The following is a 24,592-nucleotide window of genomic DNA, read 5'->3' on the forward strand; positions in this document are numbered from 1 at the left end:
AATGCAATATATTTCACAACACACTAAAAAATGGTTCTTACGGCTATTGGCACAGCTCGGGGTTGTTCATAACGATAGCCAAAGTATTTCCACCATCCCTTTATTTGAACGAATCAAAGTAGCGATGGCGGCATTTGCCACTATCTTTTTGGTCACAACTATCAGTACTCAAGTGCAAGAACCTAGTGCGATTTTAGTATTATTAGGTTCAATGGGGGCGTCTGCTGTTATTATTTTTGCTTTGCCAAGTAGCCCATTAGCGAAACCTTGGAGTTTTGTTGCTGGGCACACTATTGCTGCTATTTTGGGGATCAGTATGACAATGGTGATTTCAGATTTTGCATTATTAGCAAGTCTGACTATCGCCATTATTTTAATGTTGATGTACATCTTCGAATGTATGCATCCACCGGCCGCGGCAACCGCGTTAGTGCCTGTGATTGCAAGCCGTAATATTGATGTTAGCTATGATTTACTTATTCCAGTGATGCTAAATGTGGTGATTTTTTTAATCGTTAGTTTGATTTTAAATCGCTGGGTTTTACGCCGGAAACTATCGGTTTTACCTGAAAAATTCGATCCGGTTCATCTACATAACGATCAGAGCCCGCTTAAAAGGTTGGGGTTACAACAAGAAGATTTGATGCAAGCGATCAACAGTTTTGACACGGTTTTGGCGGTGAGTGAACAAGACTTAGAACAAATATATCAACAAGCTCAACGGCATGCTTATCAACGGCGGAGTGGGGAAATATTAAGCCGAGATATTATGTCACAAGATCTCATCACCATTAATCAAGATGCTTCATTAGGTCAAGCATGGAAGTTATTACACAAACATAAAATCAGCATGTTGCCGGTGGTGAATGAGCAACAGGAGTTGCTGGGTGTAATCTCCAGTGTCGATTTTTTAAAGAATCTAGTTGTGCCTAGCTACTCGGGTTTACTGAAACATTTAAGTGGTATGTTGGTTAAGCGTAAGCATAAAAAAGAAGTCAATAATCGAGTGCAAGATGTGATGGTAAGGGATGTTATTGCCGTAAAAGACACCGACCATATTGTCGCCTTGGTGCCTTTATTATCGGATATCGGCTTACATCATATTCCGGTGTTGGATGATAAACAAAAACTGTGCGGTATTATTACGCAATCAGATTTAATCGGTGCCTTGTATTCAGTGAATCAAAAAGCGTCTTAATTTTTTGTGTATCAATTAAGTCACGGATTTTTTTAACCCTTTACGCATAAGGCTTAAATAGCATTAAATCACGGTACTTTAGCGTTAATCCGAGTGCTTGACAGCTTTGCTCTGCATTTATCCACTTACTACCTTCACCGTTATTTAAGAATTTTGGAATAGTGAGATTTAAGTGTTGCGCCATTGCCTGGTAATACTGCTCTCGGGTTGGGTGAGTATGAGCCGAAAGGTGTAGCACTTTGCGTTCTGGCCATTGCATGATCATGCTTTGTATTGCTGTAATGATATCCTGCTGGTGGATTAAGTTCACTGGAGTTAAACCATTTTCAAGTGGCTCTCCCGTTGCTTCATAACGTTTCACAATATGTTTGGTCGGGTGGCGATCGGAGCCAATTAAACCCGATAAACGCAGCACAACCAGATCATCTTGCCATTGTTGGCGTAATTCATCTTCGAGCCAAACATGCGTATGGCCAGATTCGGTATTTGGATTAGTTGGGGTATCTTCCGTTATCTCACCTTGGCACTCTGCATATACGCTCGTTGTGCTAATGAAAATGATTTTTTTTGTGCCGTGTTGTTTAGCGAGATCTGATAATTGCATGACATTTTTCTTGAATTGCTCTGCGCTGTTCGCCATTCGACCTGGTGGCACGTTAATGATCAAAATATCAGCGCTGAAAAATAATGTTAAATCAGTATTTTCATTGATGACGCTGTTAAAGGGGAGCTGAAGTGCTATGCCATGTATACCAAGACTTTGGAGAGTTTTAAGATCCTCGACATTACGCTTTGAACCATAAACTGCATAACCTTGAGTGACTAAATGTGCGGCGAGTGGTAAACCAAGCCAGCCACAACCACAAATACTGATTTGTTGATTTTTATCCATAAATTGATTTGCCTCTAAAAACTTTCTTGATAAATGCTAAGCATAAAACACTATAGAATGAGAAAGTCAGTATGATGAAGTTTAATTCGTTTCTCAATCATCCTAACTATATTTCGAGCAGCTAATGGCTAATAAACTCAGTGATTTCAGCGTTCAAACGCTTATTAATAAAGACTTAATTGATAAGCAAATGCAGTGTAAAGAACTACTGTATGATTTTAATCACTCAAGACCAAGCGAAATAGAACTACGTCGAACTATTCTGAATAAAATCATTATTAATTATCAAGGTACACATATTGAGCCGCCTTTTATTTGTGATATCGGACAGAATTTAACCATAGGTAAGAGTGGCTTCATCAATTACGGATTAATCGTGTTAGATATTGCGCCCGTTACTATTGGCGATCATGTGTTGATTGCACCAAATGTACAGCTTTGCGCCGCTAGTCATCCGATTTTATTAAGTGAGCGCATACAGCCCTTTGCATGTGGTGAACCGATCACGATTGGTGACTGCGTTTGGATTGGTGCGGGTTCTATCGTATTAGGTGGCGTGACCATTGGCAGTAATAGTGTGATTGGGGCAGGAAGTGTCGTGACAAACGATATTCCAGATAACGTGATTGCAGTCGGGAATCCATGCAAAGTGATTAAAACTATCGAGCATGGTGAGATGCCAACCCAAGAAGATATAGATGCTGTTTTGATTAAATATCGCCTAGATAGTTGGGTTTAGAATATTAAATTTGAGGTCAAGTAAGGTGGCATCATTGCCGATAAGCTTAACGTTAATTCGCGGTTTACCCGGTTCGGGAAAATCAACGCTTGCTAAAAAATCAGCTCAAAATACGGGTACGATTCACGTAGAAACCGATATGTATTTTGTTAATAGCAAAGGGCAGTATCGCTTTGATCCCAAGAAATTGAATCAAGCGCATAAGTGGTGCCAACAGCAAACTCGCCAACATTTAGAACAAGGTTTTAGTGTCATTGTGTCTAATACTTTTGTCTGTCAGTGGGAAATGCAGGCTTATAAGGATATAGCGCAGACGATTGGCGCAGAACTCTATATTCAAGTTTGCCGTGAGCAGTTTGGCAGTATTCATAATATTGAAGCGAAAACTATCGCCAATATGAAGCGAAAATGGGAAGAGTAGAACAATTAGGCTAAATAGTAGTGGAAGTCGCAGCGTATTAGCTAACTTAAAAATGCCCTAGAAGTTGTCATTCTGGATAGCGACGAAGGAGTGTAGTTCAGAATCTCTTATATCAATGAAGCTAACGTAAAAGCGAGATCCCGTATCTTCTTCGCTTAGGCACATGTACGGGATGATGGAGGAGATAAACTCATTTATGCCCCATTGCTTGCTTCGACCGAATGAACACATAGCTACACCCAAGTGCCACTTAACTTACTTTTCGTCATATCAGTAGTGTGCCTACATAAACGGAGCTAATACCAGAGTTAAGAAACGAATCTATTAGGATGGGGGTTGATGCAACTATCTGTGAATGGATGTGAAGCATTTGTAAAACTGTTAAAAGAATTTTCAGTCGATTAGTTAAAGGAATTAAAATTTATTAATTTTTCCAGAACATACAGAAAAAATGATCGTAGTACAATATTCATACGAACAATCCACACCTTGAGTGTTTAAGTTAATATGCTCTCATTATGAGATTTAAGTCACGTTTATCAGTGTTTTTTCTAGGTATTGTCTATTTTTTTCAACTATTTAATTAGAGTCTGATATGACAAAGAAAATCATCCTAGATACAGATCCGGGCATCGATGATGCAATGGCAATCCTATTTGCAGAAGCGCATCCAGATATTGATCTGATAGGGATCACAACTGTTTATGGTAATGCGACGATAGACAATGGCACTCAAAATGCTCTCTATCTGAAGCAAAAGTTCAGTATGAAGGCACTCGTTGCTAAAGGTTCGGATAAGCCCCTAATAAGAGATCTCGTTGGAGCAACGGTTGTGGTGCATGGTGAGACTGGTTTGGGGGATGTGACAGCACCAAGTTCACTAGATTCTAAAACGATTAAAAAGCCCGCTTATCAGTTCATTATCGACAGTGTTCGAGCTGAACCTGGAGAGATTACTCTGGTGGCTGTCGGTCCTCTAACTAATCTTGCACTTGCACTTGAAGCTGCTCCTGATATCGTCGACTTGGTAAAAGAAGTGGTCGTTATGGGGGGTGCGTTCGGTGAAAACGGCCATAGAGGGAACGTGACACCATTTGCAGAAGCGAATATTCATGATGACCCTCATGCTGCCGATAAGGTGTTTACGGCATCATGGCCTGTAGTCATTATAGGGCTCGATGTGACGGAGGAAAGCTTTTTTACCCGTCAATACCTTGATGAGTTGCGAGAAGACGCTGGAGAGGTTGGACAGTTCATCTGGGATATCAGCCGTTACTACTTAAAGTTTTATTCTGAAAAAGTAGGAATGGATGGCTGTCATGTTCATGACCCATCAGCTATCGCTTATGTTATTCAACCATCTCTTTTTACAAGTCGTAGTGGTCCTGTCAGGGTAGTCACAGATGGACCTGCGGAAGGGATGACTATTCAGAAAGCTGATCAACGTAACTATATGAACGATGAATGGAGCTTATTTCCAGCACAACAGGTTGGTGTTCAAGTAGATAGCGACACTCTACTCTCACTCTACAGAGAGACATTAATACACTATTCACAACAGTAATAGTTGGTTCTGTCGCCAATATTGGAAAATGTGCGGCAGGCTCATCCTCTAGATACAATGCGTAGAAATGCTCAAAGGCAATGTCAGCTTCATCTGCTTCAATTTAAACTGATCTGCACTATTAATACAAAACACCGAGCTAAGTGTCTTTCCATACTAAAAAGTAATTTCATTTACTAAATTCACTAGCTCATTTATGCCCCGAAACGAGTTCGTGAGTAATTTTATAAACATGCCAGTGGATCCCTTTTGACATCTATTTTCTTATGAATGAAGGTTAGTGTTTATATCTAAAGGTATTACTGTCATCAATAATCTCAATTTTGACGGGTATTGTTCCTTTCTTAACATTTCCAATTTGTGCAAATGCCTTGTAAGAAAGGTCGATAACTCGGCCTTTTACATAGGGACCTCTATCGTTGATTTTCACATTAACAGACTTGTTATTGGCTGTATTTGTTACCCTCACGATAGTCCCAAATGGCAAGGTTTTATGAGCCGAAGTATAGGCATTCATGTTATACGTCTCACCACTTGCCGTAAGTTCTCCATGGAACTTGTTGCCATACCAAGAAGCTTGACCAATAAGAGTGTGTGATTTGGCATAATCCTTTGTTTTTGATTCGCCGATTGCCGAAGTTGAGGTGCATCCGGTTAATATCATAAGAACGATAGCGATAAAAAAAACATTCAGCTTATGCATGTGATTTGGAGAATCTATTCTTTTCATATTTATCTGTTTTCGTTGTGGTTGATTTGCCAATCTTTTCATTACCACGTTTTTTTACGTCATATTCATGAAAGGTTTGTCATTGATAACGTCAAGTTTACGACCCATTAAGCGTTATGTCAGGTTGTTGATTTAGCAGCTATGCCATGCAGATAGCCACTCGCCCGAAACTAAAACTCGTCACAGTTTGATTTTTAACTCGTGGCACTTTCTACTTCGAAAATGTCCAGCGTTGAGTTAGTTAGATAATCAAGGCTAACTTAACTTTTGCTTAAAGTGAGTTGATACTTAATTTTATTAAATACGCATCTATTTTTAACTTCCCTTATTCCTTCAATACACTGGTCTTTGATGCTCAGTTCAGCTAAGTTATTCTTGATATTAAAATAACGGATTATTGGACATAATATGAAAACATTAGCACTTGTAGGGTGTGGTAAGCTCGCAAATATTGTTGTTGATGCCCTGTTAAATGGGCTCCTTCCTGATTACACAATGATAGGGGCTTATTCAAGAACGCCAGAAAAAGTAAAAAATTTGGTCGATAAATTCCAAGCTGATGGTCATCACATATGCGTACCATGCCAGACACTTGATGAACTAATAGAATTAAAACCTGATTATATTATAGAAATGGCATCACCTCAGGCGATGAGAGATCTCGCTTTGCCTGCCTTACAAGCCGGTATATCGATAGTGACGCTATCTATTGGTGCTCTCAGTGATACTGAGTTTTATCAAAAAGTAGAGGTGACGGCTTATCAAAATAAGGCAAGAGTTCATCTTGTTCCTGGTGCTATCGGTGGTTTTGATGTCATGCGAACGGCGGCATTGATGGGGGAGTGCGACGTATCGTTTCAGACCAAAAAAGGGCCAAACTCTTTGAAAGGCACCCCTGTTTATACCGAAGAGTTACAAAAGCAGACACATCAGGTATTTGAAGGAAATGCTATTGATGCTATTGCTCTTTTTCCTACCCGAGTTAATGTTGCGGTTGCTGCATCATTAGCCTCTGTTGGTCCTGAAAAAGTAGATGTATCAATACAATCGATCCCGAATTATGTTGGAGACGACCATCGAATTGAAATCAAAAATGATCAAGTTCAAGCGGTTATTGACGTCTACAGCAAAACATCCGATATAGCTGGTTGGAGTGTTGTAAATACTCTAAGGAACATTACATCAGCGATTGTGTTTTAGTCTATTACTCATGGCGTGAAGGTTATTTTATTCTTCTAAAAACGAACGCAGCATTTTTTCATAATCTTCAACGCTTTGCGCGCCGGTTAGACCTTCTTCATTGTTAAACACCATGGTTGGTACGCCACTGATCCCCATTTCATGCCATTGATTTTCAATTACATCAATTTTGTCATGTTCTGATGCATCGTTTAAATATGCTAGCATTTCATCGGCATTCAGACCGACACTTTCACCAATCTCTAGAAGTACTTCAGTATCTGAAATATTTTTTCCTTCACTAAAGTAAGCAGTGAAAAAGGCGATTTTCAATTGGGTTTGTAGGCCAAGTTCGTAGGCGTAATCCAATAAAACATGGCATTGACGGGTGTTGTAAATTCGAGACTCTTCAGAGAAGTTGAACTCAAAGTCGACCGCTTTACCGTATTGGATTAAACGTTGGCGATTTTGCTCACTTTCTTCAACGCTAGCACCATATTTTCGGGCAATATGATCGCGTAAATTTTCACCTTCGGCTGGCATGTCTGGATTTAGCTCAAATGGATACCATTCAATCGCAATTTTATCTTGCCAATTATTTCTGACTACGGCGTCTTTTAAATGCTTAACGCCAATTACGCACCAAGGGCAGACCACATCTGAAATAATATCAATTTTGAGTTTTTTATCGGACATACTGCATCCTTGCCGTTTTTCGAAAGTGAGGGAGTCATTATGAAAGTTAGATATTGAGAGTCAATAGTAATAGATAACAATATTAACAATAAAATTGTGATCAATGTCGGGGATAGCATTTAGATGATGATAAATTAATCTAAACGTTTCTTAAATCGCATTGAAGCAATCAGAATGCCAACCACGCTAAATCCTAATAACCATAAAGCATCGTAACTCATATCAAGGATAGCCGCATCACGCAAAACGATGCCACGAATCAAACGCATAAAGTGAGTGGCAGGTAGGATCTCAGAAATATATTGCGCCGCAACTGGCATGCCATCATAAGGAAACATAAATCCAGAAAGTAAAATTGATGGTAATAAAATAAAAACGGTCATTTGCATGGCTTGTAACTGATTAGTCGCGATGGTTGAAAGTACTAAACCTAGAGTCAAACTTGCCAAAATAAACAATAGCGTTGCAATGCCAAGAGCGATTAAACCACCTTGAATACTGATGTTAAATAAGAAATAACCTAATGCGAGAATAATGGTGGTTTGTAGGATCCCGATGAATAAATAGGGGATCACTTTTCCGATCATTAATTCCATAGAACGAACAGGTGTGGTGATCAGCATTTCCATGTTGCCTCGTTCACGCTCGCGTACAATGGCAGCCGAAGTAAACATGATCATCGTCATGGTGAGTATCACTGCTACGAGCCCTGGGATGATGTTAACGGCGGTACGCTGTTCGGGATTGTATAAAATGGTGGTCGCAAAGGTAGGTGTTTTTTGATTAGCCGGTTTGTCTAATAATTCGGTTAATGGCATCGACCGTAAGCCTTTAATCGTTGAGGCAATAATGGTATCGGAACCATCTACAATCCATTGGGCAATTGGTCGGCTGGTTTCGCCACCGGTTGCGCTTGGCGTGGCTTGACCGATGCTGTTACTGCGCACGAGTCGTTGAGATACATCGTGTGGAATATAAAGCACCGCTCGAATTTTAGCGCTTGCAATGTCTTTTTGTGCTTGATTTAAATCGGTATATTGCTTGGTAAATGTCACCGTTTGAGTGGCTTCAACGGTTTGAATTAGCACCCGACTTAAGGTGGTTTGGCTTAAATCAACCACGCCAACAGGAATATGACGGACATTAGTGTTTATCGCATAACCAAAGAGAAGTAGCTGAATGATTGGGATCATAATGATCATGCGAAAGGTCATTTTATCGCGTTTAAGCTGCAATAATTCTTTAAAAACGATAGCTTGAATACGAGATAAAAACATCATTGCCTGCTATCTCCGGTACAAGTGACAAAAACATCTTCAAGGCTTGGGCGTACCAGTGAAAACTGCTCAGGTTTGAAACCAGAAAGCGGCGGTTGATTGTTCAAAAAGGCTAAAGGGTCATGTTGGGTGTCTTTGATTAAGACTCTTAAGCGCGAACCTAATTGTGCGGCGCTGATGATTTGTGGCAGTTGAATAAGATGCTGTTTTAGTTGGCGCAAGTTATGACTTTCAATCTCAACCACATGAGCCCCGAGTTGACTCATTAATTTATCCGGTGAGCCGTCAGCGCGTTTGTGACCGGACTCTAAAATCGCCAGTTTATGACAGCGTTCGACTTCATCCATGTAATGCGTGGACACTAAAATTGAAGTGCCTTGTTCGCATAAATCAAATAATTGCTCCCAAAACTCGCGGCGGTTTTCAGGATCGACCGCCGAGGTGGGCTCATCTAAAAACAGTAGCTCAGGCTTGTGTAGTGTAGAAGCTGCGAGCGCTAAACGCTGTTTTTGGCCGCCACTCATACTGCCTGCCATTTGTTTTTTACGTTGATCTAAACCGTAAATAGAAAGGAGTTCTTCAATACGCTGTTTCTGCTCTCTCGCCCGTAATCCATAAATTTTAGCGATAAAGGTTAAGTTTTCTTGTACGGTGAGATCGTCATAGAGCGAGAATTTTTGCGTCATATAGCCAATCTTCATACGCAGTTTTTCAGCATCTTGTGGCAAGTGATGACCAAGCACTTGAATATTGCCGCTGGTGGGACTCAATAAACCGGTTAGCATACGAATTGCAGTGGTTTTTCCTGATCCATTAGGGCCAAGAAAACCATAAATTTCAGCTTTCTTGACCTGTAAATTAAGTGAGTCAATCGCTTTTAATTCACCAAAGTTACGGCTTAACTGCTCAGTTTCAATCACGAATTCGCTCATAGCCGCCTTATTCATGGTAAGTCCACTTGAACCGGAATGCCAGAGGGGAGTTTTGCATAATCATCGGGAAGCTGAATTTCAGCTAAATACATTAAGTGGGCGCGATCTTCTTGGTTTAACGCATAATAAGGAGTAAACGCGGGTTCGCTTGAAACCCAGGTTACTTTGCCTTTAATTGTTTCATCTAATCCATCAACATGGATGACTAAACTGTCATTGATATGGATATTGACGCGTTTTGGCTCTGGAATATAAACGCGTGCATAAGGGGCTTTGCTGGCGAGTAAGATGGCGACTGGACTTCCTGCGGTAACACGTTCGCCTAAGTTCCACGGTAGGTTATCTAAAACTCCATCACGGCTAGCGATAATGGTTAAGTCTGCGAGTTTTTTCTTTTCAGCTGTCAGTTGTGCGCGCTGGGTTTTAAGCTCCGCTTTTGCTATGCGAATATCTTCTTCTCGATTACCTGCAAGTAGGGCATTAAGGTTTTCTTGATCGCTATTAAGTTTTGCTTGAGCAGAATCACGAGTAGCAAGTGCTTGGTCAAGATCAGATTGGCTTGCCAGTTTGCGTTTGACTAAGGCTTGTTGGCGTTTATAAGTGGCTTGTGCATCAATTAAATTGGCTTTAGATCCTGAAACATTAGCTTTAGATGCGGCAATATCTTCTTCCCTTGGGCCTTTTTCTAGTTTATCTAAGTTGGCTTTTGCTTGAGAAACTTGCGCTTGCGCTTTATTGACGAGTGCTTTTTGGTAAGTGTCATCAAGGCGAACTAATACCGTACCTTTGCTAACCACTGAGCCTTTCTTTACTGGTAAATCGATGACCACTTCATTGGTCACAGCCGTTTGTGCAATGCGATCACGTTCTAGAGTGCCAAGAGCTTGGGAAGATGAAGAACCAAAATTACAACCGCCCAGTACAAGAGCGATGCTTAATACCGCACTGGCTTTCAAATAGTTAGAAATGGATTTCATAATGATCCTTATACAGTAGAAGGCGGTGGTAATTTCTCATTTGAGTTATTTTGTGTTCTGACGGCAAATTTATTAGCAAGCGAGTAGAGCTCAGGCAGCATTCGATACACTAAATGCAATTGCTGTAAAATGAGGCGGACAGATTCATCATCCCCTTCACGCCATTCACTCAATCGTTTGTCCAAATCACTGCTTAAAGATTCAGGTGTGATGTCGCTATCTTGGGTAAATAAGTGTTGCTCTAAACGCTCTAAATTATCATGGATATCTTTATGTGCTTCCAAAATTAGCAGATGCGTGTCTTGATTATCAATGCGTTTTCGGTGGGCACCTAATGCTGAAATATAGCTCAACATGGCATGATTTAGCGTTAAGAAACGAAAGCTTTCATCGGTGGCCTTACGATATTTATTGGGTTCTGCCAGCATGTTACTGATGGTGGTACTGAGTGTGGCATCCATATTATGCGCGACACGACGAGCAAGACGATAATTGACATCATCACGCTTACCAACTCGGTATTGAGCTATGATTTGCCCCAGATAATTCTTATTCGATTGAATTGCTTCAGACATCACGCGATGTAATTTCTTGGCTTCCCAATCTGGCAATATAAAACGCACTGCAAATACGGCCAGAATACAACCGATTAGCGTATCAACTAAACGAGGCAAAATGACAGCGTAACCTTCACCAAGCTGGTTGAAAGAAAATAGAACTAAAAGTGTGATAAAAGCGGTCGCCGATCCGTAGTTATTCATTCTAAACGCAAAAAATAAGGTACCAGCCAAGACTAAAAAAACCAGTTGGCTTTCTTGTGATGGGAAAAGGGTTAATAATGCGCCTCCGACTAATAACCCTACAATCGTGCCAATCACTCGTGCGATAAGCTTGTGACGAGTGGCACTAAAGTTCGGTTGGCATACGAATAAGCTGGTGAGCATAATCCAATAGCCACGTTCTAAATCAAAGCCTTGGATAATGCCGTAACCAATAGTGATAACAATCGACATTCTGAGCGCATGGCGAAATAGCATTGAGTCGGTATTGAGGTTATTACGGATCCGTTGCCACATGACTTTTGGAGTATGCGCGGTGGTATCGTGCAAAGAGTAATCACTGGCTTCATCGCTGGTATTTTCTAACCTAATTTTGGTTGCATCAGGGTTGCTCACATTCGACAGCTGTTTTTCAACCGTAACTAAGTTATTAAATAAATAAAATAATTGGGCTAAAGGTGATTTCCATTCTGGTTTTTGCTGATCTTTTAGGTATTGCATAGAAGCTTGTAGCTCATCTAAAGCCATGATTGAATCGCCATCGTAGACATATTGCGATCCGGTTTCTAACGCTTCTGAAATATCTCTACATGCTTTAGCTTGAGCAAGCATAAGGTGTTTAAAGCGAAACAAAACGTCACTGCGTGAAAAGTGTTCAGCGAGTTCTTGGTATCGGTAATGGGTTGAACTGATGCGTTCATGAATATCTTGAGCGAGGAAATACACTTGTAAGTATCGATCGCTTGGGCCGTCAACATGCCCACGTTTAGAACGATTTAATAAGGTGTTTTTGGCTTGATTAAGGGCATTGACCGTATTGGAGTTGAGCTTTGTTTCTAAGATCCGATAAGGTTGGGGCGTAAGTTCTAATACTGGATGAAAGAGTTCACTTTTGCCCTCAAGATATTGTGCCAGTTCTTCAAAAACATTAGCTAAGCCTTGTTGGACAGGTTGCATTGGCCAAAAAATCTGCCACACCATCGAAACCAATGAATACCATGCTGCGCCGATAAGTAGCAAGGTTGGTTGAGCCCATATGTTGGTGCTGATATGAATGCCGAGCATGGTGTAAATAGCTAATAATAAAGAGCCAAAAGCAATGCTGGCATAACGAGGGCCAATCGCGCCGAGCATAATGAAACCAAAAGTACTCGTAAAAAGGCCAATAGCGAACAATAAAGGGTACGGGAATAAAATTTCGATAGATAAAGAGGCAATGGCAAAACAAAAAAAGGTGAGAAAGAGGGCTTTTATTCGCCCGGTAAAACTGTCGTCCGTTTCGGCTAATGCCGCGGCGATGAGGCCTAAAATTAGTGGCGTAATTTCTTGGTTAAATTGATAGTACCAACAAGGCAGTACAACCCCAAGTAGGGCAATTAAAATACGAACGCAGTAATTAATGGTTTTATCGGACCAATAATGACGAAATTGACGGAGTGTATGCACCATAAAATCAAAAAGAATCCAATGATATTAATGGCTTTGAGTATAGCGCTTTCAATGGATAAACCCTAGTGGCTAAACTTGATCATAGATAATGAAATAGTGTTTTTTTGACAATTTTATTCGGCTTACTGGTATTATTTGCCACAAAAGCGATCAGCGGTCGCGGTTTTAGCTTGTATATCCTCAAGGTTATAGAGATGACACTTTCAATTACCTTGCATATGCCGATTTTAGTGAAGGAAACCTCCATGCAGTTAAGCGCGAGTCGAATGGCTCAATTTTTTATTCAAAATGAATATCATCAAGTTGAATTGAAAGATCAATGTGTGACGCTATCGTCTACCAACGATGAAGTTCAAATTCCTTTCGCTGCATGGAATGGGGATATTACGGTTGAACGAGGTTTGAAGTGGGGCAATTTATATTTTCATGCTCATCAAGAAGACGATCAGCAATTACAGTGGTTAGTTCAAGGTTTACCTTGGCAAGATTGTCAGCACTTTGCCATATTAGCAGTAAGTGAATACCGTGATTGGCAAAGGGATCAAAATAACACTCTGGCTGAATTACTGCCGGCTTGGTTAAAACAGTTACAAGAGCTAGTGAACCAACCTAATTACTTAACGCATTCAGCCATTAATAATTGGATGAATGCTATTTGTGATGATTTAGGCAAAAAAGAATTAGAACTGTCAGATATCATTCATCTTTTTCCTAATATCAATGAGCAAAGTGAGCATGATTCGCTGTCTTCGGGCATGCTATTAATGGGTGGATTAAAACGCTGGTTAACGCATCCAGAACTATCGATTGAGCAACGAAATCAAGTCTGGATCCAAAATCAAACCAATGAATGGAGTGAATTCTTCAAGCAATGCGAACGTTCACCGCTTAATCCATCGCAACAAAAAGCCGTTTTGCTTAATGATGACCATACACTTATCTTAGCGGGAGCAGGTTCAGGAAAGACAAGCGTTCTCACCGCGAAAGTAGGTTACTTGTTACAAAGCGCTCAAGCGACGGCGGAGCAAATATTGATGGTGGCTTTTGGGCGAGAAGCGGCTAAGGAAATGAAACAACGCTTACAAGATAAGTGGGGCAATGAAGCAAAAGGAATTCAAGTTCATACCTTTCATCAATTAGGGCTAAGTATTATTCGCCATGTGGAAGGAAATGATGTCGAAATATCACCGCTAGCAACGACGCCAGCTCAAAAAACAGCATGGTTTTCACAGTGGTTAAAAATGCATTGGATGACAGAAACTAACTTTAAACGTTGGCAGAAACATTTAGCTGAATGGCCAATTGCTTTTTTACGTGGTGATATAGAGCTTGGTTCACATGTTGAAAATCCAAAATTACTCGCCTGGCTAGAACAGCAAGTCGATCAGCTTTCGTCATTGCAAAATAGTAAAAAAGAGCTCCAAGAACGATTAATTGATCGCGAAGATTACCCGCGGTTAAGCAGTGAGCTAACACTTGCATGGCCAGCATACCAAGCATGGCAAAAAATGCTAAAAGAAGAGAATCAAATTGATTTCAACAGTATGATTTTCAAAGCCATCCAATATGTTAAACAAGGGAAGTTTACTCCTAAGTGGCATTTTTTAATGGTGGATGAATATCAAGATATTTCACCAAGCCGTTTAGAATTACTGGATGTCATTTGTCAAAGAACACGTAATCAAATCACAATAGAGCAAACTAAATTGATTCAGCCATGTTCGTTATTTGCTGTTGGGGATGATTGGCAGGCGATTTATCGATTTGCAGGCGCAGATGTTAATTTGACGACTGATTTTAAAACGCGCTTTCCTCATGCTCAAATTCATTATTTAGATACAACCTATCGTTTTAATAATCAAATCGGTGATGTGGCGAACCGTTTCGTGCAATCGAATCCGTATCAATTAGCGAAAAACCTCAACAGTCATAAACATCAAACACAAAAAGCGGTCACTGTTGCGCCAATGCATCATCTTGAAACGATCTTAGATGAACTTAACGTTAAACAAACGACAAGACGAAAAACGGTGCTGATATTAGGCCGTAACCACTACCATGAACCAAAAGCGTTAAAAACGTTACAAAAACAGCATTTGCATGTCGATATACAATTTAAAACGTGTCATGCGAGTAAGGGCCAAGAAGCGGATTACGTGATTATTGTCTCTGCAGATGATGGTCAACTTCCTGCCGTTGAACGTCAGCAACATTTACATGATGCATTACTGTCAGGTCGAGATAATTTTCCATTTGCAGAAGAGCGTCGGTTGTTTTATGTCGCAATGACTCGTGCTAAAGAACAGGTATGGATCTTACACAACGCGAAACCTTCAGTGTTTGTTGAAGAGCTAAAAGCAGGGCGATATCCAATTAATGTGAAGAAAAGATAATCCTATTTTTAAATAAAAAGGATCGGTTGAGGTAAGTTATTACACCGCCGATCTTTTTTATGCTATCGATCTTTTTATGCCAGCGATTTGTTAGACATCAATAAATCAGAAAAGCATGGGTATGACGGAGAGAGTAAGCAATCCCGCCATTGAATAGTTAAACCACTTCAACCTTAATGGTTTACTTAACCATCCTTGCAATTTTTGCCCTGCGAATGCCCATAAGCTCATTGACGGAATATTGATCAAAGCAAACATTAATGAGACGAATAATACCCCTTGCCAATTTTCAGAGGTGTTGTAAACGCTGACAGCGGTTATTGCCATTGTCCAAGCTTTTGGATTGATCCACTGAAAATTGGCGGCTGCGATAAAGCTCATCGCTTGGTATGAGTTTGCATCATTATCGGGTTTCGATTGTGCGATTTTCCATGCTAAATAGAAAAGATAAGTGATACAAAACGCATTCAAAATAAGATGAAGGAGTGGATAAAAAGCAAATACTCTCATTAACCCAACCCCGACCATAATCACCATAAAACTGAAGCCAAATATGATGCCCAATATATGTGGGATCGTGCGCATAAATCCGATGTTAGCGCCAGAAGCCATGACCATAATATTGTTTGGCCCGGGAGATATGGTCGTGATCAATACAAAAGTCAGTAAAGCGATCAGTTGTTGCAATTCCATCAATGTTATTCCAATAAAGTAAGTGATTATGGGTTGTATGTTATGCGGGTTTTCGATAAATTTTATGCCTATTTTATGTGTGATTAACACTAACTGAGCAATAAAATTAAATGATGGATAGATTTGACGACAGAATATTGCAAGAGCTTCAACTGAACGGGCGCTTATCCAATGTGGAGCTATCGGAAAGAATCGGTTTATCGACCTCTGCAACTTTACGCCGTGTACAAGAGTTAGAGCGAAGTGGCGTGATCCAAGGCTACCGGGCGATTTTAGATGCTGAAAAGTTAGGCGTAGGGTTTATCGCTTATGTCACCATTGGTTTATCTAGCCATAGTCAGCAATCACAAAAAGGTTTTGAGGAGCGGGTGTTGTTAGCAAAAGAAGTGACGGAGTGTCATAACATTACAGGTGGCAATGAGTATTTACTGAGAGTTGAAACTCAAGATTTAAGCAGCTATAAAAAATTCCATTCTAACGTTTTAGGTGAGATCTCACAGGTCAATTCAATTACAACATTGGTGGTTATGGATTCTCCTAAAGATCGTAGTTAAAGCCCCCAATAAATTCATATTGGGGGCTAACGTTTTGGATACCTTAACCTGGGTGCCCATCCGCTCTTGGTTTACATAACATGGAGCCGAATTTAAGTACAAACAATGCAAAAGCATAAATCCATAATACCGCTGAAATATTGATCAGTATCATCATGTGTTCTGGCCAAAATGCGACACCAACACCTCGGATGATTGCCGCTAGCACGATAGCTAAAAAGGCATGCCACATCGCGGGGCCTTTGTAAATTTCGCGTCCTGTGTGCCCCATGGTGACTCGAGTGATCATCGCCAAAATTAGACCACCAATCGCACCAATCGCAAGCACATGGATCATGTTGTGCGAAACAAAATAACCATTATCAAGAACGCCCAGTAATGCTAGGCCTTTTATCAATAGTCCGACCGGAATGCAAACATAAGCGGTGTGCAGAGACCAAACGAGAGGCTCTTTAAATGTCGTCCAAGGTTTCCATCGTAAGAAGCGAGCAAATTGCATGACGGCTGCAAATACCATTAATGCTGGGCTGATGCTCGCTGCGGTAATGGGAAAGAAGCTTAAAATGAACAAACACACTAGTGGTGTGTTGGCTGCCGCATCAAGCCATAATAATGAGTTAGCTTTCTCAAAATTCATGCGCTTAGCCGTGAAGAAAGGGATCACGCGTCCACCCATAATCGAGATGAGTAGTACAAACCACCAAATCATGGCTTCCCATACCGCAATGGCAGGAAAAGGGGGCATGCCTTTAATCGTGGCGTAGGCAGAAAAATTGGCCACAATCGCAAGTACGAAAAAAGGTAAAAAGATAAGATTGCGATAGCCTTTTGATTTGATGACTCGAATCGATATCTCATAAGCAACAGCCGCAAGAAATAGTGCTTCAATGATAGAAATAATCCACAGTGGAGTGGGTGTCCAAAATAACACTCTTGGTAATAGCCATAATAAAACCACAATACCTAAAGTTGTACTTTTGGTGCCATTTACCCCAGTCCAGTTTTGTACGGCAGTTAATAAAAAACCCGCCACAATCGCCATCGCAAAACCAAAAATCATTTCATGGACATGCCACCAAAGCGCAGGAACATGTAGCTGGCTTGGCTGACCGTGTTGGAAAGCATAAACCCAAATCGCAATCGCAAGTGGGGCGTAAATAGCACCAAGCAAAAAGAAAGGTCGAAAGCCAAGCCGTAATAGTGGCGTAATTTTATCTTCGATGTTTTTATCAGTTATGTTCATCATTAAAGAAGATCCCTAGCAAAGTTATTGTGTATGTCATTAATTAACACTAATAGGTATAGCACTAATCGTGCCAATATGTAATCTATTGATTTTAAGTTATTATTTTTTAATTGATAACAGAATGATGTTATTTACACATCGTTATGTTAGTTTGAGTGCGATTCGTGTGTTGATGATTTAAATTCTCGATCCATTTCTTTATTTATTATTAACTTATGAGTAACATTTATGGTTAAAAACACATCGCCTGAATATGTGTTGCTACAAATTGCGTTAGAGCTTAATGCAAAAACACCGACGGCCCAACATTATCAAAAATTGATTGATGCTTTGCAGCAAGTTTTGCCTTGCGATGCTTGTGCGTTATTTATTTTAAACCAGCAACGCCATCTTGTACCTGTGGCGATGAGTGGATTATCGAATGAAGTTCTGGGTCGTACGTTTTTACCTGATCTTCATCCACGGCTTAATATGATTTTACAGAGCCGGACTCCCGTACGCTTTCCTACTCATTCCGAGTTGCCGGATCCATTTGATGGATTATTAAGTGATGATCCTAATCATAAAATTGATGTGCATTCATGTATGGGATGCAGCCTATACGTAGAAGATACACTCGTGGGGGTATTAACATTAGATGCTCAAGCAACGGGTGCTTTTGACTATATTGAAGACTCAACCATAGAAACATTTGCGACTTTAGCCGCTGGGATTGTGCGTAATATCAGTTTGTTTGAAGCATTGAATAAAGCGAATCATCAGCAACAATCGATCAACCAATTATTGATCGATGAGGCTCGAAATCGTGGTGGTAAATTGGTTGGTATTAGCCCACAAATTCAGCGGTTGTTAAGCAACATCAAAATGGTAGCAAAATCCAATTATGCCGTTCTGATTAGCGGTGAGACGGGGACTGGAAAAGAACTCGTGGCACATCAAGTGCATGCTCAAAGTCTGCGTTCGGATAAACCTATGGTGTATGTCAATTGTGCCGCACTGCCAGAGTCGATTGCGGAAAGTGAGCTATTTGGCCATGTGAAAGGTGCATTTACAGGCGCTAACTCTCATCGCGCTGGTAAGTTTGAACTGGCCGATGGTGGGACGATTTTCTTAGATGAAATTGGAGAGTTGCCATTATTGTTACAAGCGAAATTATTACGAGTGATCCAGCAAGGTGAAGTCCAGCGAGTTGGCGCAGATAAAAATAACTTGATTGATGTTCGTATTATTGCGGCGACTAATCGGGAGCTGGATAAAGAAGTGGATGAAGGGCGTTTTCGTTCAGATTTATTTCATCGTTTAAATGTATTTCCGATTCATGTGCCACCTTTACGTGAGCGAGAAGGGGATATTCCCGTTTTAATTGGTCATATTCTTGATACGATTCGCACTCAATTTCAATTAAAAACGCTGCATATTCATCCTTCTGCTTTACAAAAGCTTGAACAGCAGCAATGGCTCGGTAATGTGCGAGAGCTTGAGCATGCCTTGATGAGGACTGGCCTACGAGCTATGCAAGAACACGCGGAATTGATTGAGTGGCGCCATTTTAATACCGATCTGGGATCAGATAACTCAGCTAAAAAAATGAAATCATCGAAAGCAACCTCTTCATTATTGCCGATGGAATCGATCCCCATGCGTAGCGCCGTTGAAACATATCAAAAACAGCTTATTGAACATGCTCTGCAACAAAATGGTGGCGTGTGGGCCAAAGCCGCGGAATTCTTACAGGTAGATAGAGGAAACTTATATAAAATGGGGAAAAAATTAGGTGTGTAGTTTCTATTTTAATAGGCTGATTAACCGAATGAAAAGATAAAGTGTGGATGGGCTTATCGGTCTTTAAAATGATGTATGGTAGACTTTGCTATTCAATAATAAGTCATAAATAACAGATTTAGCATACATCAATATATTCGTTCTTACTGTTCAACTTTTACGAGCACACTCTATTATGATAAAACCTGCCACTATCACCATACTCTTATTGTCTGTTTTAACGCTAGTAGGGTGTGATCAATTGAATAATGACTTCAAATTCGATAAGCAATCAGGCACGATTACGGGTTATCTTGCCAATGATAAAAACCTCATTATTCCGAATGATTTGGATGGAGTTCCCGTGACTACTATAGGTGACAAGGCCTTTGCCGGGGTTGGTTTAACGGATGTGGTTATTCCTGATTCAGTCACCGCTATTAATGAATCTGCCTTTGCGAATAATGCTTTAACCAATGTAATTATTCCAAATAATGTTACGAATATAGGTAAAACGGCGTTTGCTAATAATGTATTAACCAAGGTAGTTATTTCTAATTCAGTTATCGTTCTTAGTGATTGGGCTTTTGCAAAAAACACGTTAACAACAGTATCGATACCAAAATCTGTGGTCATTATTGGTGAAGGGGCGTTTGCGGATAATGATTTAACCAGTGTCATAATTCCAGACTCAGTGACAACGATTGGCAAGGGGGCGTTTGCTCAAAACTCTCTAATTACTTTATCAATTCCTAAATCAGTCACTGTTATTAGTGATTGGGCCTTTGCAAAGAATGCGTTAACAAGTGTGAAAATACCTAATACAGCAACAAATATAGGCAAAGGAGCCTTTGCTTATAATGAATTACCTAGTGCTGTACTAACATTAGATGATGTGGATTTTGACAAGAATACCGGAACAATCTTGGCTTATCATTCGAATGAAAAAAATATTACTATTCCTAACGATTTAGATGGTATTCCAGTGACGACTATTGGAGAGAGTGCTTTCTTATTTAAAGGGTTAACGAGCGTTAAAATACCTAATTCATTACAGAGCATCGGTGATGGGGCTTTCAGCGGTAACTATTTAATCCAAGTAACCATACCAAATTCAGTTATATTTATTGGTGTTGAGGCTTTCAGTGGTAATTATTTAACTAACATGGTGGTGCCTAGCTCAGTCAAAACGATCGGAAAGCATGCGTTTGATGACAAAGTAACCATTAAAAGGAAGTGATAAAATAGATTCTCTGTAGTTGTCTTATTTGAAATACAAAAAAAATCGCCAATGGCGATTTTTTCGTTAGAATTACTTTAAATAATGTATTAACAATTATTTTGCAGTATCACATGCACCAATAATGGCTGGAATAGAAATGGCAGGTACAAGTAAGTAATCAGTTGAGCAAGTACCAGCTTGGTTAGTTACAGTACCAGTACAACCTGCAAGAACAGTCAGTACAACAGCAACGAAAGCTAGTTTTGATTTTGTAATGTTCATTATTAAATCCTTATATAATATAATGTTTTAAGCGGTAAAATGTAGCAACAAATCAATAATATATCAAATCATTTTTATGAAGATATATTATTGATTTTTATGAAGCTGAATATACGAATGTGGTGCTTTGATAATCGATTGCAAGCTAATGTTAATATATTGCTTATGCATGAAATATTGGAGATTGGGTGTATATAATTAGCTAAAAGTGCCAATTATCTGATTATCTATAGCGATCGTGGCGTTTTCCTTTAAGGCAATAAGACACTAGGCATGCCCATTTATATGGATAGTACTAATTTTGTTGTTTTTGCATGCCGTATTCTTAATGAATACATTACGTTGTAATAATCACATCTCTCGTTGTTATTACCACCACAAACCACATGGTTAATGGTTTGTTAAATCATTTAAAATCAATGCTTTACATGTTGGCATGTATTGTGCATTTACAGTAATAAGTTTTTATTTGTCTCAATTTATGAGGCGATGTTTTTATTTATTACTGGAGCTTAAAATCATGTTTTGTATTCAATGTGAACAAACTATTCGTACCCCTGTATCAAGTGGTTGTTCTTATTCTCAGGGTATGTGTGGCAAAACAAGCGATGTATCGGATCTACAAGATATCCTAGTGTATACCTTACAAGGTGTCTCTTTCTGGGCTGAACTTGGTCGTGAATATGGCATCATCGATTCTGAAATTGATGAATGGGCACCAAAAGCATTCTTCTCTACTTTAACTAACGTTAACTTCGATGAAGATCGCATCATTGAATTTTCAAACACTGCTTATAAATTTAAAGTTCGCCTTGAAGAAAAAGTACGCGCTGCCGCTGTATTAGCAGACAAAGCATTACCTGAGCTTTCTCCTGCTGCAATTTTTGAGCTTCCAACTGATCGTGAATCGCTACTTAAATTCGCACCATTGGCCGCCGTTAACCGTGGTCATGAAACCGTTGATCCTGATGTAATGGGCCTTCGTCTTCTTTGCCTTTATGGCTTAAAAGGTGCCGCTGCTTATATGGAGCATGCTCGGATTCTTAATCAAACTAGTGTGGAAATTTTTACTGAATACCATCAGATCATGGCGTGGTTAGGAACAGAGCCACAAGACTTGCCAGCTTTGTTAGAGTGCTCAATGCAAATTGGTATGATGAACTACAAAATCATGGAAATCCTTGATCGTGGTGAGACACTAACTTATGGCCATCCAGCGCCAACTCAAGTAAACGTAAAAACGAAGAAAGGTAAATGTATCTTGGTCTCTGGTCACGATTTGCATGACCTTGAGAAAATTCTGCAACAAACGGTAGGTAAAGACATCAACGTTTATACTAACGGTGAAATGCTTCCTGCTCACGGTTACCCTGAATTAAACAAATATCCGCACCTCGCTGGTAACTACGGCAGCGCTTGGCAAAACCAACAAAAAGAATTCGCTAATTTCCCTGGCGCAATTGTGATGACGTCTAACTGCTTAATTAACCCTGAAGTGGGTCAATACGCGGATCGTCTATTTACTCGTAGCATTGTAGGCTGGCCGGGTGTTGCTCATCTTGAAGGTGATGATTTTAGCTCTGTAATTGATTGCGCACTTGCACACGAAGGTTTCCAACATGATGAGATCGAGCACATGATCACAGTTGGATTCGGTCGTAATGCTTTGATGGAGGCTGCTCCTGCGGTTATCGATCAAATTAAACAAGGTAATATCAGTCACTTCTTCCTTGTTGGCGGCTGTGATGGAGACAAAGTTGAACGTAACTACTTCAATGAATTCACAAAACAAACGCCAGATGACAGCGTTATCTTGACCCTAGCGTGTGGTAAATTCCGCTTTAACAAAGAACAGCATGGCGAAATCAATGGTATTCCACGTCTATTAGATGTGGGCCAATGTAATGATTCTTACTCAGCTATTCAGCTTGCTCTTGCACTAGCAAATGAGTTTGATTGCGGTGTCAACGATCTACCGCTAACACTGGTTCTTTCTTGGTTTGAACAAAAAGCGATTGTAGTTCTGCTTACTCTTCTTGCGTTAGGCATTAAAGGTATCTACACAGGACCAACCAAACCTGCGTTCTTAACCGATAACCTAATGGCCGTAATGCAAGAGAAATTCGATCTGCGTTCAATCTCAACGGTTGAAGAAGATATGAAGACTATCTTAGGTGAAAAAGTCGCGTAATTATAACTGTCGTATTTGAAGCTGTAGCTTCGTTGGCTACGTTTATTCACCTCAATCTCCTAGACTAGCTTTAGGTTTATAAAAGAAAGCTCATGAGGCTGAATGATCTTGCCGCCTTGCTACAACATCAACTACTTAGGTTATATATCTGTCGTATTTGAAGCTGTAGCTTCGTTACAGCTTCAAATCTTGGATATAAATAACCGCACCATTATCTTAGAAATGAGAGAATAGTATGAAGCAATTCCAATGGCCTACAAATGGTCCTGTCACTTTAGTCTGTAAACGTAAATGGGCAGAGACTTCAAACAGTGTGAGTTTTACCTTAGCGCCTGAATCAATTCATGATCAAGGCATCGTATTCAACTTTATCCCTGGCCAATTTATTACTTTAGGGATCGAAATCGACGGCAAAATGGAATATCGCGCTTATTCGTTAAGCTCAATGCCAAATCAAACCGAATTACAATTAACCATCAAGCGTGTTGCGGGTGGTCAAGTATCAAACTATATCGTTGATCGCTTACAAGAAGGGCAAGCGGTATCGGTTTTAAAACCAGCAGGTCAGTTTCACCTCGATCAAATCCATGGTGATCGAATTGTATTACTAAGCGCCGGTTGTGGTATTACGCCTGTTATGTCGATGGCGAAAACACTATTGGCAAATAAAAATGATAATACAGATATTCATTTTATTCATGCTGCTACGGAAATTGATCAAATCATTTATCATCAAGAGCTATTAGCGATGGCTGAGCAGCATGAGCGTTTTCACGTCAGTATTATGCTTGAAGATGCTAAAGGCAGTGATTACTTAGAAGGGCGCTTAACGCAAGCTGCATTGAAAAAATATTGCTCAGATATTGCAGAGCGCAGTGCATTTTTGTGTGGTCCGGTAGGTTTTATGGGCGCAATGCAAGAAAACCTACAAGCGCTCGGTATGGATATGGATCATTTTTATCAAGAGAGTTTTACCCCCTCTGAATCCACTCAACCTGATGTGGAGGTAAATGAAGGTGATAAAAAAGTAAAAGCATTAGCCAATGCAACGATATTTGTCCCAACTTTTGGCGCTCAAGTGGAAGCCAAAATTGGCAGTGCATTAATCGATGCACTAGAAGCGGCAAAAGTACCCGTCATTGCTGCATGTCGTAGCGGTATTTGCGGCTCATGTAAGTGTAAAGTGACCAAAGGCGAATTCACTCGTACCAGTACTGAAACATTAACCGCAGATGAAATTGAGCAAGGATTTGTGTTGGCATGTTCTTGTCGCGTTGAATCTGATTTAGAAGTTGCGTTAAATTAACTAAAGTTATCATTTTGTCATGAAGATTAACCGGAATGCGTATATGCTCTAAGTGACATAGCGTTAAATAAGATGGAAGTGGTGTAAAAAGTGACATTTTACGAAATATGG

21 protein-coding genes are annotated in these 24,592 nt (G+C 40.1%); 11 read left to right on the plus strand and 10 right to left on the minus strand.

Features of this window, described 5'->3' with window-relative positions; all coding sequences use genetic code 11:
- Position 1: 1 nt before the first annotated feature.
- Positions 2-1,198: an HPP family protein gene (locus FH976_RS00180; RefSeq protein ID WP_194088888.1), complete on the plus strand. Its 1,197-nt coding sequence runs from the start codon at positions 2-4 to the stop codon at positions 1,196-1,198.
- A 40-nt stretch (positions 1,199-1,238) separates the two neighbouring features.
- Here the strand turns inward: FH976_RS00180 and FH976_RS00185 are convergent, their stop codons facing one another.
- Positions 1,239-2,090 (minus strand): NAD-dependent epimerase/dehydratase family protein, encoded by an 852-nt coding sequence (locus FH976_RS00185; RefSeq protein ID WP_194088889.1) that lies wholly within the window; start codon positions 2,088-2,090, stop codon positions 1,239-1,241.
- 124 nt (positions 2,091-2,214) lie between these two features.
- Here FH976_RS00185 and FH976_RS00190 point away from each other — a divergent pair, with 124 nt between their 5' ends.
- The 3 genes from FH976_RS00190 to FH976_RS00200 all read left to right on the plus strand — a co-directional run bounded on the left by FH976_RS00190 (position 2,215) and on the right by FH976_RS00200 (position 4,814).
- Positions 2,215-2,829 carry a sugar O-acetyltransferase gene (locus FH976_RS00190; RefSeq protein ID WP_194088890.1) on the plus strand — a complete coding sequence of 205 codons (615 nt, stop codon included), beginning with the start codon at positions 2,215-2,217 and terminating at the stop codon, positions 2,827-2,829.
- A gap of 40 nt (positions 2,830-2,869) precedes the next feature.
- Entirely contained in the window at positions 2,870-3,250 is a 381-nt protein-coding gene (locus FH976_RS00195) for an ATP-binding protein (RefSeq protein ID WP_194089095.1), read from the plus strand.
- Positions 3,251-3,845: 595 nt separating this feature from the next.
- Entirely contained in the window at positions 3,846-4,814 is a 969-nt protein-coding gene (locus FH976_RS00200; protein WP_194088891.1) for a nucleoside hydrolase, read from the plus strand.
- Positions 4,815-5,091: 277 nt separating this feature from the next.
- On the opposite strand, the gene FH976_RS00205 is transcribed toward FH976_RS00200, so the two are convergent.
- The gene (locus FH976_RS00205; RefSeq protein WP_194088892.1) at positions 5,092-5,544 is read right to left on the minus strand and encodes a septal ring lytic transglycosylase RlpA family protein; all 453 of its coding nucleotides are present in this window, start codon (positions 5,542-5,544) and stop codon (positions 5,092-5,094) included.
- Between the two features lie 408 nt (positions 5,545-5,952).
- Here FH976_RS00205 and FH976_RS00210 point away from each other — a divergent pair, with 408 nt between their 5' ends.
- Positions 5,953-6,744: an aspartate dehydrogenase domain-containing protein gene (locus tag FH976_RS00210; RefSeq protein WP_194088893.1), complete on the plus strand. Its 792-nt coding sequence runs from the start codon at positions 5,953-5,955 to the stop codon at positions 6,742-6,744.
- 27 nt (positions 6,745-6,771) lie between these two features.
- Here FH976_RS00210 and FH976_RS00215 read toward each other — a convergent pair whose 3' ends face one another.
- From FH976_RS00215 to yccS, 5 genes are all read right to left on the minus strand, one after another.
- Entirely contained in the window at positions 6,772-7,419 is a 648-nt protein-coding gene (locus FH976_RS00215; RefSeq protein ID WP_194088894.1) for a DsbA family oxidoreductase, read from the minus strand.
- Between the two features lie 134 nt (positions 7,420-7,553).
- Entirely contained in the window at positions 7,554-8,699 is a 1,146-nt protein-coding gene (locus FH976_RS00220; protein WP_194088895.1) for an ABC transporter permease, read from the minus strand.
- Complete coding sequence (locus FH976_RS00225) at positions 8,696-9,628, minus strand: ABC transporter ATP-binding protein (RefSeq protein ID WP_194088896.1); 933 nt, start codon at positions 9,626-9,628, stop codon at positions 8,696-8,698. Before FH976_RS00225 ends, FH976_RS00220 begins: the two co-directional genes overlap by 4 nt.
- Positions 9,629-9,639: 11 nt before the next feature.
- On the minus strand, positions 9,640-10,605 hold the full coding sequence (locus FH976_RS00230) for an HlyD family secretion protein (RefSeq protein ID WP_194088897.1): 966 nt from the start codon (positions 10,603-10,605) through the stop codon (positions 9,640-9,642).
- Positions 10,606-10,613: 8 nt separating this feature from the next.
- The gene (gene yccS, locus FH976_RS00235) at positions 10,614-12,833 is read right to left on the minus strand and encodes a YccS family putative transporter (RefSeq protein ID WP_194088898.1); all 2,220 of its coding nucleotides are present in this window, start codon (positions 12,831-12,833) and stop codon (positions 10,614-10,616) included.
- 245 nt (positions 12,834-13,078) lie between these two features.
- On the opposite strand from yccS, the gene helD reads away from it, so the two are divergent.
- Positions 13,079-15,226 carry a DNA helicase IV gene (gene helD / locus FH976_RS00240; RefSeq protein ID WP_194089096.1) on the plus strand — a complete coding sequence of 716 codons (2,148 nt, stop codon included), beginning with the start codon at positions 13,079-13,081 and terminating at the stop codon, positions 15,224-15,226.
- Between the two features lie 105 nt (positions 15,227-15,331).
- On the opposite strand, the gene FH976_RS00245 is transcribed toward helD, so the two are convergent.
- Positions 15,332-15,919 carry a LysE family translocator gene (locus FH976_RS00245; RefSeq protein ID WP_194088899.1) on the minus strand — a complete coding sequence of 196 codons (588 nt, stop codon included), beginning with the start codon at positions 15,917-15,919 and terminating at the stop codon, positions 15,332-15,334.
- 113 nt (positions 15,920-16,032) lie between these two features.
- On the opposite strand from FH976_RS00245, the gene FH976_RS00250 reads away from it, so the two are divergent.
- A complete protein-coding gene (locus FH976_RS00250; protein ID WP_194089097.1) occupies positions 16,033-16,473 on the plus strand; it encodes an Lrp/AsnC family transcriptional regulator in 441 nt (146 codons plus the stop codon).
- Positions 16,474-16,516: 43 nt separating this feature from the next.
- Here the strand turns inward: FH976_RS00250 and FH976_RS00255 are convergent, their stop codons facing one another.
- Complete coding sequence (locus FH976_RS00255) at positions 16,517-17,719, minus strand: NnrS family protein (RefSeq protein WP_194088900.1); 1,203 nt, start codon at positions 17,717-17,719, stop codon at positions 16,517-16,519.
- Between the two features lie 228 nt (positions 17,720-17,947).
- Here FH976_RS00255 and norR point away from each other — a divergent pair, with 228 nt between their 5' ends.
- Positions 17,948-19,501: a nitric oxide reductase transcriptional regulator NorR gene (norR, locus tag FH976_RS00260; protein WP_194088901.1), complete on the plus strand. Its 1,554-nt coding sequence runs from the start codon at positions 17,948-17,950 to the stop codon at positions 19,499-19,501.
- 241 nt (positions 19,502-19,742) lie between these two features.
- On the plus strand, positions 19,743-20,720 hold the full coding sequence (locus tag FH976_RS00265; RefSeq protein ID WP_194088902.1) for a leucine-rich repeat domain-containing protein: 978 nt from the start codon (positions 19,743-19,745) through the stop codon (positions 20,718-20,720).
- Between the two features lie 96 nt (positions 20,721-20,816).
- On the opposite strand, the gene FH976_RS00270 is transcribed toward FH976_RS00265, so the two are convergent.
- Positions 20,817-20,984 carry a DUF4223 family protein gene (locus tag FH976_RS00270; RefSeq protein ID WP_194088903.1) on the minus strand — a complete coding sequence of 56 codons (168 nt, stop codon included), beginning with the start codon at positions 20,982-20,984 and terminating at the stop codon, positions 20,817-20,819.
- A 520-nt stretch (positions 20,985-21,504) separates the two neighbouring features.
- On the opposite strand from FH976_RS00270, the gene hcp reads away from it, so the two are divergent.
- Together hcp and FH976_RS00280 are read left to right on the plus strand one after the other, a co-directional pair.
- Positions 21,505-23,175, plus strand: a complete 1,671-nt coding sequence (gene hcp, locus FH976_RS00275; protein ID WP_194088904.1) for a hydroxylamine reductase — start codon at positions 21,505-21,507, stop codon at positions 23,173-23,175.
- 235 nt (positions 23,176-23,410) lie between these two features.
- Complete coding sequence (locus FH976_RS00280; RefSeq protein WP_194088905.1) at positions 23,411-24,481, plus strand: hybrid-cluster NAD(P)-dependent oxidoreductase; 1,071 nt, start codon at positions 23,411-23,413, stop codon at positions 24,479-24,481.
- Positions 24,482-24,592: the final 111 nt, after the last annotated feature.

The organism is Vibrio hibernica, from assembly GCF_015223435.1.
In the GTDB taxonomy this organism is placed as follows: domain Bacteria; phylum Pseudomonadota; class Gammaproteobacteria; order Enterobacterales; family Vibrionaceae; genus Vibrio; species Vibrio hibernica.

Excerpts from the sequence above, each read along its gene's own strand:
- FH976_RS00180 (WP_194088888.1), top strand. The coding sequence starts at position 2 with ATGCAATATATTTCACAACACACTAAAAAATGGTTCTTACGGCTATTG.
- FH976_RS00185 (WP_194088889.1), bottom strand. The coding sequence starts at position 2,090 with ATGGATAAAAATCAACAAATCAGTATTTGTGGTTGTGGCTGGCTTGGT.
- FH976_RS00190 (WP_194088890.1), top strand. The coding sequence starts at position 2,215 with ATGGCTAATAAACTCAGTGATTTCAGCGTTCAAACGCTTATTAATAAA.
- FH976_RS00200 (WP_194088891.1), top strand. The coding sequence starts at position 3,846 with ATGACAAAGAAAATCATCCTAGATACAGATCCGGGCATCGATGATGCA.
- FH976_RS00205 (WP_194088892.1), bottom strand. The coding sequence starts at position 5,544 with ATGAAAAGAATAGATTCTCCAAATCACATGCATAAGCTGAATGTTTTT.
- FH976_RS00210 (WP_194088893.1), top strand. The coding sequence starts at position 5,953 with ATGAAAACATTAGCACTTGTAGGGTGTGGTAAGCTCGCAAATATTGTT.
- FH976_RS00215 (WP_194088894.1), bottom strand. The coding sequence starts at position 7,419 with ATGTCCGATAAAAAACTCAAAATTGATATTATTTCAGATGTGGTCTGC.
- FH976_RS00220 (WP_194088895.1), bottom strand. The coding sequence starts at position 8,699 with ATGATGTTTTTATCTCGTATTCAAGCTATCGTTTTTAAAGAATTATTG.
- FH976_RS00225 (WP_194088896.1), bottom strand. The coding sequence starts at position 9,628 with ATGAGCGAATTCGTGATTGAAACTGAGCAGTTAAGCCGTAACTTTGGT.
- FH976_RS00230 (WP_194088897.1), bottom strand. The coding sequence starts at position 10,605 with ATGAAATCCATTTCTAACTATTTGAAAGCCAGTGCGGTATTAAGCATC.
- yccS (WP_194088898.1), bottom strand. The coding sequence starts at position 12,833 with ATGGTGCATACACTCCGTCAATTTCGTCATTATTGGTCCGATAAAACC.
- helD (WP_194089096.1), top strand. The coding sequence starts at position 13,079 with ATGCAGTTAAGCGCGAGTCGAATGGCTCAATTTTTTATTCAAAATGAA.
- FH976_RS00245 (WP_194088899.1), bottom strand. The coding sequence starts at position 15,919 with ATGGAATTGCAACAACTGATCGCTTTACTGACTTTTGTATTGATCACG.
- FH976_RS00250 (WP_194089097.1), top strand. The coding sequence starts at position 16,033 with ATGGATAGATTTGACGACAGAATATTGCAAGAGCTTCAACTGAACGGG.
- FH976_RS00255 (WP_194088900.1), bottom strand. The coding sequence starts at position 17,719 with ATGATGAACATAACTGATAAAAACATCGAAGATAAAATTACGCCACTA.
- norR (WP_194088901.1), top strand. The coding sequence starts at position 17,948 with ATGGTTAAAAACACATCGCCTGAATATGTGTTGCTACAAATTGCGTTA.
- FH976_RS00270 (WP_194088903.1), bottom strand. The coding sequence starts at position 20,984 with ATGAACATTACAAAATCAAAACTAGCTTTCGTTGCTGTTGTACTGACT.
- hcp (WP_194088904.1), top strand. The coding sequence starts at position 21,505 with ATGTTTTGTATTCAATGTGAACAAACTATTCGTACCCCTGTATCAAGT.
- FH976_RS00280 (WP_194088905.1), top strand. The coding sequence starts at position 23,411 with ATGAAGCAATTCCAATGGCCTACAAATGGTCCTGTCACTTTAGTCTGT.